Source organism: Pedobacter sp. KBS0701 (assembly GCF_005938645.2).
Lineage (GTDB): Bacteria > Bacteroidota > Bacteroidia > Sphingobacteriales > Sphingobacteriaceae > Pedobacter.
Genome location: NZ_CP042171.1, coordinates 1,355,622 through 1,369,850, shown reverse-complemented (window position 1 = coordinate 1,369,850; position 14,229 = coordinate 1,355,622). Strand labels below are relative to the sequence as shown.

The 14,229-nt window shown below is 42.0% G+C and carries 7 protein-coding genes; 5 read left to right on the top strand and 2 right to left on the bottom strand.

The window, feature by feature from the left end; translation table 11 throughout:
• Positions 1-150: 150 nt before the first annotated feature.
• Positions 151-1,599, top strand: a complete 1,449-nt coding sequence (gene asnS / locus FFJ24_RS05420) for an asparagine--tRNA ligase (RefSeq protein ID WP_138823274.1) — start codon at positions 151-153, stop codon at positions 1,597-1,599.
• A 508-nt stretch (positions 1,600-2,107) separates the two neighbouring features.
• Here the strand turns inward: asnS and FFJ24_RS05415 are convergent.
• Positions 2,108-3,769, bottom strand: a complete 1,662-nt coding sequence (locus tag FFJ24_RS05415) for an FMN-binding glutamate synthase family protein (protein WP_138823272.1) — start codon at positions 3,767-3,769, stop codon at positions 2,108-2,110.
• A gap of 83 nt (positions 3,770-3,852) precedes the next feature.
• On the opposite strand from FFJ24_RS05415, the gene FFJ24_RS05410 reads away from it, so the two are divergent.
• Complete coding sequence (locus FFJ24_RS05410; protein WP_138823270.1) at positions 3,853-4,473, top strand: L-threonylcarbamoyladenylate synthase; 621 nt, start codon at positions 3,853-3,855, stop codon at positions 4,471-4,473.
• Positions 4,474-4,530: 57 nt separating this feature from the next.
• On the opposite strand, the gene FFJ24_RS26640 is transcribed toward FFJ24_RS05410, so the two are convergent.
• On the bottom strand, positions 4,531-4,662 hold the full coding sequence (locus FFJ24_RS26640; RefSeq protein WP_256377606.1) for a hypothetical protein: 132 nt from the start codon (positions 4,660-4,662) through the stop codon (positions 4,531-4,533).
• Positions 4,663-5,141: 479 nt separating this feature from the next.
• On the opposite strand from FFJ24_RS26640, the gene FFJ24_RS05405 reads away from it, so the two are divergent.
• The 3 genes from FFJ24_RS05405 (at position 5,142) to nhaA (ending at position 13,774) form a co-directional block, all read left to right on the top strand.
• The gene (locus FFJ24_RS05405) at positions 5,142-10,913 is read left to right on the top strand and encodes a lamin tail domain-containing protein (protein WP_138823268.1); all 5,772 of its coding nucleotides are present in this window, start codon (positions 5,142-5,144) and stop codon (positions 10,911-10,913) included.
• A gap of 8 nt (positions 10,914-10,921) precedes the next feature.
• A complete protein-coding gene (locus FFJ24_RS05400; protein ID WP_138823266.1) occupies positions 10,922-11,842 on the top strand; it encodes a PorP/SprF family type IX secretion system membrane protein in 921 nt (306 codons plus the stop codon).
• 774 nt (positions 11,843-12,616) lie between these two features.
• A complete protein-coding gene (nhaA, locus tag FFJ24_RS05395) occupies positions 12,617-13,774 on the top strand; it encodes a Na+/H+ antiporter NhaA (protein ID WP_138823264.1) in 1,158 nt (385 codons plus the stop codon).
• Positions 13,775-14,229: the final 455 nt, after the last annotated feature.

Genomic DNA, 14,229 nt, shown 5'->3' with positions numbered 1-14,229 from the left:
CAAGATAAGAATTTACGATAAGACTTGGCAATTGACAGTTCGCAATTTTCAGTTGGCAGCGGATTCATGCTAAAAAACTGAAAACTGTATACTGAAACCTGCTAACTGATACATTTTTTTTCTAAATTTGCGCCTTTTACAAATAACAATATGATTAAGAGACAGCAAATTAAAGATTTATTAAAGTCGACAGCATTTGACACAGAAGTAAGGGTTATGGGATGGGTTAGAACTTTCCGTAATAATCAGTTTATTGCCTTAAATGACGGATCTTGCATGGGCAATATCCAGGTTGTGATCGATTTTAATAATTTACCTGATGAGCTGTTAAAAAGAATAACAACTGGCGCGGCCATTTCTGCAACAGGTAAATTGATCGAATCACTTGGTAAAGGTCAATCTGTCGAAATCAAGGCAACAACGGTAGAAATTTTGGGCGATAGCGATCCTGAAAAGTTTCCATTACAACCAAAGAAACACAGTTTAGAGTTTTTACGCGAAATTGCACACCTGCGTTTCCGTACCAATACTTTTAACGCGGTTTTTAAGGTGCGTCATGCCTTGGCCTTTGCCATCCACCAATTCTACAACGATCGTGGTTTTGTGTACATGCATACCCCTGTAATTACCGCAAGTGATGCGGAAGGTGCAGGCGAAATGTTTAAAGTAACCACTTTGGATTTCGATAATACACCACGAACGGAAGACGGTAAGGTAGATTTCTCGCAGGATTTCTTTGCCCGTGCAACCAACTTAACTGTATCCGGACAATTGGAAGGTGAACTGGCAGCAATGGCTTTCGGACAGATTTATACTTTCGGCCCTACTTTCAGGGCAGAAAATTCGAATACTACACGTCACCTGGCAGAATTCTGGATGATTGAACCCGAAGTTGCTTTTGCAGATTTAGAAGACAACATGCAGCTTGCAGAAGATATGATGAAGTATGTCATAAAATATGCTTTAGATAACTGCAAAGATGAATTAGAATTCTTAAATACCCGTTTAGCTGAAGAGGATAAACAAAAACCGCAGAACGAACGCAGCGAATTTAGCCTTTTAGAAAAGCTAGATTTCTGTTTAGCCAACGAATTTGAACGTTTAACGTATACCGAGGCAATCAGGATTTTAAAGTCTTCTAAACCGAACCAGAAGAAACAGTTTAAATACCTGATTGATGAATGGGGTGCTGATTTACAAAGTGAGCATGAACGTTACCTGGTGGAAAAACACTTTAAAAAACCGGTCATCTTAACCGATTATCCTGCTGATATTAAATCGTTCTACATGCGCCAGAACGAACCAGATGCGGAAGGCAGACAAACGGTTGCAGCCATGGATATCTTATTCCCGGGTATTGGAGAAATGATTGGCGGATCGCAACGTGAAGAACGTTTGGATCGTTTAACGAAACGTATGGAAGATTTAAATATCCCGCAAGATGAGCTTTGGTGGTATTTAGATACCCGCCGTTTTGGCTCGGCACCGCACTCAGGTTTTGGTTTAGGTTTTGAGCGTTTAGTATTGTTCGTAACCGGAATGACCAACATTCGTGACGTAATCGCTTTCCCGAGATTTCCGAAAAACGCAGAGTTTTAGGAAGGTTTAGGGTTTAGGGTTTAGGGAAAACAAATAGCCTATTATCAAAGAAGTCAAGTTTAAAAACTTGACTTCTTTTTTTTATACCAACGGGAAAACTCCAGAAGTTATCTCCTATTAATGATATATTCTAAAAATCGGCGTCATCTCGACTGAAGTGCAACGAAATGGAGAGATCTTTGGACCATATTAAAAGATCTCTCCACTACGGTCGAGATGACGATTCATTCGCGATCATATTGTTGCAAATTGGTGGTTTCCGTTCCGATTGAATATTTGCTGATTAATCCGTTAATACCTCTTCATTACTTGCCACTTAAACCTGATTGACGCGGAAAGCCCGCAGCGTTGGACTTGCAGCAAAAAGCAGGACTGAACAAACCCAAATGCTACTGCACCTGCTTTTCCAAAAATAGCCCAAAACCAAGGCGATACGGAAAAGACTTACGAAGTTCTGCCAACGCTAGCGTCCTTTGCCCTTTGAAACTTCGTAAGTTATCCCTGGCTGTTATCGTCCATCATCATGCATGCTATCACCATACGGATTGGCGTGTGCGTAATCTACCGCCGAAACTTTATAATCTGTTGGGGCAAAACTGGCCGAAGTACTCAATGCCATTCCCAGTTCGTAACGGGTTGGATAAGGCGTTTGTAACAAACTGCCTGCAGGGATATAGGGAAAAGTCTCCAGATAACTCTGCATTACACTTGGGCTTACGCGCCTGTTGATATAGGCCCTGCTTAACTGATGTGTTTCTCTTAAACCCGCTGCACCTAATAATTCTACCGCACTGGCTACGGTTAGGTTATGGAAGTTTTTAACGCGAACCGTTTTATCTTCCACTACCAGGCCCTTCATTAAACTCTGATCTTGCGTGGCCACTCCTGTCGGGCAGGTATTGCTGTTACATTCTAAAGCCTGAATACAACCCAAAGCGAACATCATTCCGCGGGCAGCATTACACATATCGGCACCAAGGGCTATATTTTTAACCAGATCGAAACCTGTTGCAACTTTACCTGAAGCAATTATTTTAATGTGTTTTTTCAGATCAAAACCATTTAAAACATCATACACAAATGCCACACCTTCGCGCAGGGGCATACCTACCGAATTCGAAAACTCCTGCGGCGCAGCACCTGTTCCACCCTCACCACCATCAACAGTGATAAAGTCAGGGTAAATTCCGGTTTCTACCATAGCTTTGCAAATGGCATAAAACTCACTTTTACGACCGATGCACAGTTTAAAGCCTACGGGTTTGCCACCTGATAAATCGCGGAGTTTTTTAACAAACTCCAATAAACCGATAGGTGTATTAAAAGCGGAGTGAGCCGGCGGAGACAAGACATCTTTACCTTCGGGCACTAAACGAATCCTGGCAACCTCTGGTGTTACCTTTTTGGCTGGTAACATACCACCATGTCCTGGTTTAGCGCCTTGCGAAAGTTTAATCTCGATCATTTTTACCTGATCCGTTTGTGCCCTTTCTGCATAAGCTTCGTAGTTGAAAGTTCCGTCGGCATTACGGCAGCCAAAATATCCTGTACCAATCTGCCAGATTAAATCGCCACCTGGCTGACGGTGATAATCGCTGATGCCACCCTCACCCGTATTGTGGGCAAAGTTGCCCATTTTAGCACCACCATTTAAAGCTAAAATGGCATTCTGACTTAAGGAGCCAAAACTCATGGCAGAAATGTTATAGATACTGGCCGAGTAAGGCTTCTTACAATCTGGCCCACCAACGGTAACTCGCGGATCTAAATTCAGCTCATGGTGTGAAATCGCAGCAATACTGTGGCTTAACCATTCGTAGCCATTATCGTAAACATTCAACTGCGTTCCGAAGGGAATGGTATCGTTGTCTTTTTTAGCACGTTGATAGATCAAAGAGCGGTTTAGCCTGTTATAAGGCGTACCGTTGGTATCGCTTTCTACAAAGTATTGATATACTTTCGGCCTTAACTCTTCCATAAAATACCTTAAACGCCCGAAAACAGGGTAATTTCTTACGATACTGTGTTTAGGCTGGTATAAATCGTAAATACCAAGAATTACAAAAGGACCGGTGAAGATGAATGTCCACCATAAAAAAGGATGGTACAAACCCAGCATAATGGTTAGGGCAATTAAAAATGCGGCAATCGCAACGAAAGCTTTTCTCATAATAATAGATTAGCGTATGTTTTGTTAGTACAAAGATTAGGATTATTAAACAACTGACACCATTAAATTGTTATTTTTACGCTATGCTTATTAAGATTTATCCGGAAAACCCCAACGAAAGAGCCATTGAACAGGTTGTTGATGTGCTGAAAAAAGGTGGCTTGATCATCTACCCAACTGATACCATTTACGGTTTGGGCTGCGATATTACCAATCCTAAAGCTATCGAAAAAATTTGCCGCTTACGTGGCATCAAGCCCGAGAAAGCCAACTTTTCTTTTATCTGCCATGATTTAAAGCACATTTCTGATTACATTAAACCGATTGACAATACCACTTTCAGGGTATTAAAAAAAGCGCTACCAGGCCCTTTTACCTTTATTTTTAATGCGAATAACAACGTACCCAAATTATTAAGTTCGAATAAAAAAACGGTCGGTATCCGTGTACCCGACAACAACATTGCACGCTGTATTGTCAAAGAACTTGGCAATCCTATCCTATCAACTTCCATAAAAGATGACGATGATGTAATCGAATATTCTACCGATCCGGAATTGATCCACGAAAAATATGAAGACCTGGTAGACCTGGTAATAGATGGCGGTTATGGCGATAATGAAGCCTCTACTGTAATTGATTGTACCACCGGCGAGTTTGAAGTCATCCGTGAGGGTAAAGGAAATATTGAAGAGTATTTATAATATCTTACTTATAAAAATTGCGTGAATAAGCTGGAAACCTGTTTGATCAGGGATATATTAGATTGCTTTTTTAGAAGTGAATTTAAGGTTCTTTGTGGCCGCCTCCTGTCCTGCTTTACTCTTCAAGTCCTCTCCCGATAAAACAATCGGGATTTCCGTTACAATCAGGCTTAATAACAAAGTATGCATCACCAGGCGCAAACCTTTATATGATAAGATTTGCGTTTATCTCTTTAAATCAGCGGGAACATCAATAGCAATATCATGATAACAACCAAAGTCATGATGGTCTATTTCATAAAAACCAAAATAAATAACAGTGGATTTTAATTTTAAGACGATAAACGGACTCTAAGTACCGCCATTTCGAGCGGAGTGGAGAACCCGAAGGCTCTGCGAAGCAAAATCTTTAATTTAATTTCAATAATTTGTTCCAAGATCTCTTCATTCCGTTGCACTCCAGTCGAGATGACGCCCCTTGTATTCCAAACTGTCAATGATAGTGTAGTCTAATATTTAAACTGAAATACAAAAAGCACGTCAACGTCGGCATAATCATAAAATTATTCCTCATTACATTTATTTTTCCACAATTACCTAAATTAACATTAAGTTAATCTGATAATAAGGCTTTTGCCTATACATTTGCTATAAATAAAACTTATTCTATGAAAAGATTTTTACTTCTCATTTTATTTTTTCTGGTTTTCTCGGATTATTTATCTGCCCAGGTTTCATTAACTGCAATAAATACCGCTAAAGCAGAAAATTTTGACGGCATAACCGCAACAGGAACTTCGACAGTTGCCGGATGGAGTGCCGTTAAAGCGGGCGGCACAAACGCCGCAGCCGTTGGTTCGGCCTTAACGTTAACGGTTTACACCGCTTCGTCAAATAGTGGAGCCGCTTACAATGCAGGAACAGCAGGAGCTGCCGACCGTTCGTTAGGAAGCCTTGCCTCTGGCGCGTTAGTACCGAGATTTGGGGCCGGATTTCAGAATAACACCGGTGCCACCGTAACCTCAATCGATTTATCTGGCGTAATGGAACAGTGGCGAACTGGCTCAACGGCTACGGTTAACGAAAAACTAAATTTCGAATATAGCTTCAATGCCACCAGTATTGCCGACGCATCGGCCACCTGGCTCCCGCTTACCGACATGGAGCTTAACGAAAAGTTAACAACAACAACCACGGCAGCCGGCATTGATGGTAACTTACCAGCAAACCAAACCCCTGTTTCTGGAAGCATCAACGCAATTACCTGGGCAAATGGGGCTACACTTTATATCCGCTGGACAGATACAGACGATTTAGGAAGCGATGGCATTTACACTATTGACGATTTTAGCATCACGCCAAAGGGCAATACTACAACTACGCCGGTTTTATCAGCCTCAAATACAACGTTTCTTTTTGGCGATCAAAACATCAATTCAAATTCTACAGCACAAAGTTATACATTAGGAGGAGCCAATTTGACGGCTGCTGTTTTAATAAATTCGACCGCACCTTTCTTTGTATCTAAAGATAATATCGCTTTCAGCAATTCCATCAGTTATACCACAGCCGAAGTGGCTGCATCTCCATTTGTTTATGTACGTTTCAGTCCAACTTCAGGCGGCAATGCCAGTGGCAATATTACTAATACCAGCACTGGTGCCAGCCCGGTTAATGTTGCGGTAAGCGGAAATGGACTATCAACAATTTTAACAGTAGACCAAACGGCTTTCGATTTTGGTTCTCAAAATACAGGCACCAATTCTACGGCACAAACCTTTAGTTTAAACGCCACGGGCTTAACCGATGTGGTAAATATTACCACTACAGCACCTTTTTATCTATCAAAAGATAATATTACTTATAGCGCTTCGCTAGTTTATACTGGCGCTGAGCTTGCCACAAGCAAAACGGTCTCTGCGCGTTTTAGCCCTACAACACCATCCGCTGCATCTGGCAATATTAGTATTTCGAGCACTGGTGCAAGCACACAGAACATTATTACGGCAGGTATGGGCACAACTCCACCCGCAGCGCCAACCCACGTTGTAATATCTGAAATTTATGGTGGCGGCGGAAACACCGGCGCAACCTTCAAAAATGATTTTATCGAATTATATAACCCTGATAACACCACGGTTGATTTAACCGGCTGGAGTGTACAGTATTTAAATGCTACCGGAACAGGCACCTGGGCAAAAACAGATTTAACGGGTAGCATACCTGCAAAAAGTTTCTACTTGATCCAGGAAGCTATTGGAGCAGGTGGAACGGTTAATTTGCCTACACCAGATGCAACCGGAACTTTAACCTTATCCGGTACAACCGGAAAAGTAATTTTAAGCAATTCAAATGTGCTTTTAACTGGTGCCAATCCATCAACCACTGCGGTAGTTGATAAAGTAGGCTTTGGCCCAACAGCCACCGGTTTCGAAACCGCACCTACCCCCGTAATCTCCAATACAACTTCAATTGAACGTAAAGCAAGTGCAACTTCAACAGCAGCAACTTTAGCCGTTGGGGGTGCTGAAGAGTTTAATGGAAACAGTTACGATACCGATAACAACAGTACCGATTTTGTAGTTACGGCTCCAAACCCGCAAAACACTTCGACAAAAGAACCAGCAGGTGCCAATCACGTGGTCATTTCTGAAGTTTATGGCGGTGGCGGCAACAGCGGTGCTACCTATAAAAATGACTTTATCGAGTTGTACAACCCAACGCTTAGTGCTGTAGATTTAACCGGCTGGAGCGTACAGTACGCCAGTGCTACCGGTACGGGCAGCTGGGCAGCAACAACCTTATCGGGTTCTATCGCCTCAAAAGGTTTTTACCTGATCCAACTGGCAGCGGGTACAGGTGGTACATTAGATTTACCAACACCTGATAAGATTGGTACACTCACCTTATCGGGTACAACAGGAAAAGTATTGTTAAGCAATTTAGCTACCCCTCAAACAGGTGCCAATCCGGTTAATGCAAATATTATTGATAAAGTTGGTTATGGAACAGCAAATGGCTACGAAGGTATAGCTCCTGCGCCTGCCACAACCAACACCACATCAATTGAAAGAAAAGCAAGTGCAACATCAAATGCCACCACCATGGGCATTGGTGGTACAGAAGAATTTGCAGGTAATGGATACGATAGCGATGAAAATTCTTTAGATTTTGTACCAAGGATACCAAATCCGCAAAACAGCTCGGTAACTGAACCCACTTCAACAACTGGCCCCTATTTAGTTGTTGCGCCAAAAACCCTGGCTTTCAGTAACCAGGCAATAAATACCACATCAGCTTCAAAAAGCTATGTACTCTCGGCCGGAAACTTAACCAATGCCACTACTTTAACAACAACAGCACCTTATTCTATTTCTAAAGATAACGTTACTTTTTCTACTACATTAAGTTATAGTGTAGCAGATTTAGCCGCCAATCAAACGGTGTATGTAAAATTTAGCCCAACAGCTGTGGGCAACTCAGCCGGTGCCGTTTTACACACCAGTTCAGGTGCAACCTCGGTTCCACTTTCATTAACCGGTGCGTCGGTAGATCCTAACCAAACGGCTTTCAATTTTGAAAACTGTACAACAGTAGGCAGTTCTGCCTTGTCTGATGGTTTTTACCAATACAGCGTAACAGGTCCGCAAACCTGGGGCTGTACTACTACCTTCGGACATGACGCAAGCGACCCTACAGGTGTGGCGAGCGCAGGAAATGCCCTCCAGATTAATGGTTATTCTGGCGGTAATATCTTAAATGAGGACTGGTTGATTTCTCCAGTCTTAAATATTTCTTCATTTAACTATGCTATTTTATCTTTCTGGACAAGATCTGCTTTCGCAGGTGATAAATTACAACTTAAAATTTCTACAAACTATACCGGTTCGGGTAATCCTGCACTGGCTACATGGACCAGTTTAGATGGTAAATTCCCTGAAACGGGTAGTGATAAATGGACCAAATCAGACAATATAGATTTATCAGCCTACAAAGCAACGCCAATTTATATCGCTATTGTATATAACTCGACCACTTCATCAGCCAGCCGCTGGACAGTTGATGATTTTGCGGTAACCAATTCGAGCACACCGCCAGCGGTTGATATTACCACTTCGCCATCAAGCCTTAGTTTTGGTTTCCAGGCGGTTAATACCACTTCTGCTGCAAATAGCTTTGGTTTTTCTGCAGGCAACTTAACAGGCGATGTCACCTTAACTGCTCCTGCTAATTTCACCTTATCAAAAACAAGTGCCGGAGCCTATAGCAGTACCATCACTTATCAAAAAGCCGACATCAACAATACTTCGCCAACAGTTTATGCTAAATTTTCGCCAACGGTAGTGAATACCAGTTATACCGGCAATGTAAGCATTGTTACTACCGGTTCGGCAAATAAAACCGTTGCCTTAACCGGAAACACCTTTGATATTGCCAACACATTAGAAGTAGTGAACTGGAACATTGAATGGTTTGGCAGCCCAGCTCAGGATCCATCGAACGATGTATTACAGGCGGCTAACGTTAAAACCGTAGTGAACAATCTAAATGCAGATATTTATGGTTTTGCAGAGGTGGTAGATACCACTTTGTTCAGAAATACCGTTTTACCGGCAGGATATAATGTTTTATTCAGCGAATTTGGATCCTATGCTGATGATAAAGCTGATGCAGACTATCCGTTGGCACAAAAACTGGCTTTTATGTATCGCACCGATCTGATTAAACCAATTTCGACTTTAGGCATTTTAAGAGATACCTATAACCCTGCTGTACCCGCAACCAGTGCCGATGGTACCCCCTACAAAAACTGGTCATCGGGCCGTTTTCCTTATATGATGCAGGCACAGGTGAAGATCAATAATAAATTGGATACCGTTTATTTTGTTGAAATTCATGCGAAAGCAAACACAGGACCAACAGCCGATCAGATTGATGCCTATAACCGTAGAAAAGGCGGAAATAAACAATTGAAAGACTGGCTTGATGCTAACCTTGTTGGCAAAAAAGTTATTATTCTTGGCGATTTTAACGATGTACTGGATGCCGATAAAACCATTGCACCAATGCCTGCAGGTACTGGCACTTCATATTCCGATTTCACCCAGGATGCAGCTAATTATTTCCCGGTTACGCTACCTTTAAGTTTAGCAGGAAAACAATCTACAGACGGATTTAATACCGTAATTGATAACGTGATCATCACAAAAAACCTTAACCTCAACTACATTCCGGCCTCTGCCGAGGTTTTAGATGCCGTTAAAAACCTCGTGACCAATTACAGTTCTACCACAACAGATCACTATCCGATTAAAACGAGATATTTATTCGGCAATGCTGCACCCACCATCGATGCGGTTGAAAACCAGGCAGTTTGTTATTCCTCAACCAACCAAAACATTGCTTTAACCGGAATTTCTGCTGGTCCTGAAACTGCACAAAATACTACACTTTCGGTTACTGCTGATCATGCTGACCTGTTTGATCTATTAACCGTAACACCAAATGGTACAGATAAAGGTACCATCACTTACCATCTAAAAAACAATGTAAGTGGTGTAGCCAATATTACCGTAACTGTAATGGATAATGGCGGAACAGATTTTGGAGGGGTAGACAAAACCATTAAAACTTTCAAATTAACGGTTACTTCAACCGCTACAGCAAGTATTGCTGGCGCATCAGCAGTCTGCTTAAACGGAGCCGCCCAAACCATCACCTTTACCGGTGCAAACGGGACTGCACCCTATACTTTTACCTATAATATTAACGGCGGAACAAGTAAAACTGTAACGACAACCGCTACAAGTGCATCGGTAACAGTTTCGGCACCCACTAATGCAACCGGTACTTTTGCCTATAATTTAGTCAATGTTAAAGATGCAAATTGCGGTCAGGCGCAAACCGGAACCGCTACTGTAACCGTCTACGCCTTACCTGTGATTTCCATCAGCAGCAATAAGGGTGTAACCATCTCTAAAGGCGATGCCCTAATTTTAACTGCAACCGGTGGTGTACAATACAGCTGGACAGGTGCAGATATCCTTAGCGGACAGAACACCCCTGCCCTAACCATCCGCCCAAAACAGAGCGATACCTACCGGGTTAGCGTAACCAATGCGAGCGGTTGTGTAAGCGATCAAAACATTGCCATTACGGTAATAGAAGATTATAAACTCGAAGCCAGTACAGTAATTACCCCTAATGGCGATGGTTACAACGATAAATTTATCGTCAAAAACATCGATTACTATCCAAACAACACCTTAAAGATTTTCGATAAAGCCGGAAGGATATTATACACCAAACATACCTATGCCAACGATTGGGACGGAACCATAAACGGTAGCCCCTTAAACGAAGGAACCTATTATTACATCATCGATTTAGGTAAGGGCATCGGTACATTTAAAGGTTATATCAATATCATTAGAGACTAATTACAGACATGAAAGCAATTACCAAAAACATAAAGCAAATGCGTCGCGTAACGTTTCTATTTGCTGCAGGCACATTATTTTTAGGATCTGTAAAAGCACAGATCCTTCCGCTCAATGCACAATATTTCCAGAACCGTTACCTCGTAAACCCATCTATGGCGGGTATTAACGAAGGGTTTAACATTAACGGCAGTTTCCGCAAACAATGGTCAAATATTCCGGGTGCACCCATTACCCAGAGCGTAACTTTAGATCAGCAGGTAAACAAAGTGGGTTGGGGCGTAAACATCTATAACGAGAAATCGGGTGGCATCCAGCGCACCAAAGCCGTTGGAACCTTTGCCTATCACCTTCCGTTAAACAATGACGACCAGAAGTTAAACTTCGGAATCTCTTTTGGCGCAAGTCAGGATAAACTGGATTTAAACAGTGTAAGAAACAGCGATATTAACGACCCATCCATCGCCCGTTTTAACGATCGGGGTTATTACCTGGATGGCGATTTCGGGATCTCTTATACCTCGAAAGGATTAACCGTTGAGGGTGCCGTGCCAAATATGCGTTCAGTTTTCAGAAAAGATGATTTAAATTTTGCCGATAAACCCACCTTTTATTCTGCCTTGAGTTATAAGTTCTTGCTGGGATCGGGTATTAACGGAATCAGCCTGGAGCCTAAAGGTGTTTTCAGGGGCATTAAAAACTTCGATAACCTATGGGATGCGGGTTTGAATGCCAATTTTGCCAACGATAAATTGTACGTAATGGCCATGTACCACAATACGCAAAATGCTACGGTTGGTTTTGGCATGAATTACAAATCGACCTTATATTTTATGGCTTATTACAATACCGCGACCTCAGCCATCAGCGGTTACACCGATGGCGATTTCGAAGTCAATATCAGAGTAAATATTGGTAAAAAGCCTTAATAACCCTTGTCCATCATGCTGAATTATTTCAGTTTTAATAATGGTCGTCATCCTCGCGCATGCGGGGATCTTAATGCAACAATATATTTCACATTGGGATCAGCGTCTTATAGATTCTGAAACAAGTTCAGCATGACGAAAAAACGAAAAGCCACAGATTTAAAAAATCTGTGGCTTTTTTATTAGTCTTAGTGCCTTACCCCTATCCGCCTATCTGTACCTTTCCTACTGAAAGGGAAAGGACTTAAAAAATTATCGCACCCTGTAATATGCTCCATGCGACCTGTACCCTGCTATCCGTCCTAGCATATTTCCGCCGGAAAAAGCACGAAAATCTTTGCAACTCCCCTCACAACCCCACAGCCCAAGGCAGGATCAAGCGGGAGCGGTGGAGTAAGCAAGGATAAGAGCTTGGATACTGCCGCTATCAAGATTTCGTAGCTTTTTACAAGAAAAGATGCAAGCCTTGGGTTTTTGTTTCTTTTGGGCCAAGCCAACCTGCGAAGCAAGCTTGAAGGCCTATAAAAATATATACACAACTGAAAAAAGAAAGAGCCTCTGGGCAGCTGCGGACCTGTACCGATTTTTCATCGGTAGCCGAGGCAAGCCCGAGCACGAGACAAAGAATAGCCAGTGCTTTAAGGTTCCCGCATGCGCGGGAATGACGACCGTATTAGATAACTTCCAATAGAACCTAAATCCATACCATTAAAATAATAGATTTCCTTACAAAAACTTCCCCTTTCCCCCTTCATTTTTCCTATTTTTACCCCTATGGCTAAACTCATCAATCTAGAAGTATTTCAGCGTTTCTTTCGCTCCGGACAAGTAGGTGGTTTTTTATTATTGATCTGCGTGGCCATTTCCTTACTTATAGCCAATACTGCTTCAAAAGAAAGTTTCGAAATCTTTTTAGCCACAAAAATCGGCTTTGGCACCATTAGCTACAGCATTTTAGCGTGGATAAACGATGCCTTAATGGCTATATTCTTCCTCTTAGTCGGACTCGAAATCAAACGCGAACTGGTAGAAGGCGAACTCTCTTCCATGAAAAGTGCAGCACTGCCTGTAATTGCAGCACTGGGCGGCATGCTTTTTCCCGCTTTAATTTATTCGGTATTTAATAAAGGTACAGAAACCGCCGGAGGCTGGGGTATCCCCATGGCCACCGACATTGCCTTTGCCCTCGCCATTATCGCCATGTTAGGTAAAAGCGTACCCACCAGTTTAAAAATATTCCTGGCTGCGCTGGCCATTGTGGATGATTTAGGTGCCATTCTCGTGATCGCAATCTTTTATACCAACCAGATTCATTTCGTATACCTGGCTATGGCAGGAGGTATCCTCGTTATTTTAAGCTTAATGAACTATTTCGGCGTAAAGAAACTTGTATTCTATCTCATCCCCGGAATATTTCTCTGGTATTTCATTCACCACTCGGGCATACATGCCACCATTGCAGGTGTATTACTGGCTTTCACCATCCCCACCAACGAAACAGACATCGAATCGCCATTGGAAAAACTGGAGCATTTTTTAACCATCCCCGTAAATTACCTCATTATGCCGGTTTTCGCACTGGCGAATACCAATATCGCTTTCCAAAAAGAAATGCTTACGGGACTGGTTTCTCCTCTGGGCCTCGGCATTATCGTAGGTTTATTTGTAGGAAAAACTATAGGTGTAACCTTTTTCAGCTGGCTTGCCGTGAAACTGAAATGGGCCGATTTACCCACCGGGGCAGGCTGGAAACACATCTTAGGTTTGGGCATGCTCGCCGGAATTGGTTTTACCATGTCGATTTTTATTGCCCTGCTCTCTTTTAGCGAAGTGCTCCATGTTTCGGAAGCGAAGTTTGCGATTTTAACGGCTTCAATCCTATCGGGTGTAGTGGGTTTCATGTTTTTGAAATCCGTGAAAGCTAAGGCGTAACCTACAAATTGTATTTTTTGAAACAATGGCGTAAAGGCATCCAACTTGAACAGATCATATTTTAACTTCTTCCAATATGCATACCTTTATTAATACTGTTAATTTTAGTTAAAAAATTTCACATGTTATTCGATTTTCCTACTTTATAAAAGTTTCGGATTTAAATTAAAATATGTTCAGATTATTTTGTCTCACATTCTTTTTGCTTTTAACGAAGTATAGTTTTTCGCAGCCCGTTTCCTATAATAAAGGTGGAACAAAAGCAATACTTTTAAGGATCAAAATTTTACCATTTTAAGCATTTCCCTGGACGACAGTCGTGATGAATGGCTACATGCATTAGCCGCGCTAAAAATGTCCTGAACGCAGCTGGTTGACTTGAAAACCTGGAATGGAGAACTTGCTACATATTACGGAATACTGGCAATTCCAGGTTCTTTATTGATTGATCCCAA

Excerpts from the sequence above, each read along its gene's own strand:
- nhaA (WP_138823264.1), top strand. The coding sequence starts at position 12,617 with ATGGCTAAACTCATCAATCTAGAAGTATTTCAGCGTTTCTTTCGCTCC.
- FFJ24_RS05400 (WP_138823266.1), top strand. The coding sequence starts at position 10,922 with ATGAAAGCAATTACCAAAAACATAAAGCAAATGCGTCGCGTAACGTTT.
- FFJ24_RS26640 (WP_256377606.1), bottom strand. The coding sequence starts at position 4,662 with ATGCATACTTTGTTATTAAGCCTGATTGTAACGGAAATCCCGATTGTT.
- asnS (WP_138823274.1), top strand. The coding sequence starts at position 151 with ATGATTAAGAGACAGCAAATTAAAGATTTATTAAAGTCGACAGCATTT.
- FFJ24_RS05415 (WP_138823272.1), bottom strand. The coding sequence starts at position 3,769 with ATGAGAAAAGCTTTCGTTGCGATTGCCGCATTTTTAATTGCCCTAACC.
- FFJ24_RS05410 (WP_138823270.1), top strand. The coding sequence starts at position 3,853 with ATGCTTATTAAGATTTATCCGGAAAACCCCAACGAAAGAGCCATTGAA.
- FFJ24_RS05405 (WP_138823268.1), top strand. The coding sequence starts at position 5,142 with ATGAAAAGATTTTTACTTCTCATTTTATTTTTTCTGGTTTTCTCGGAT.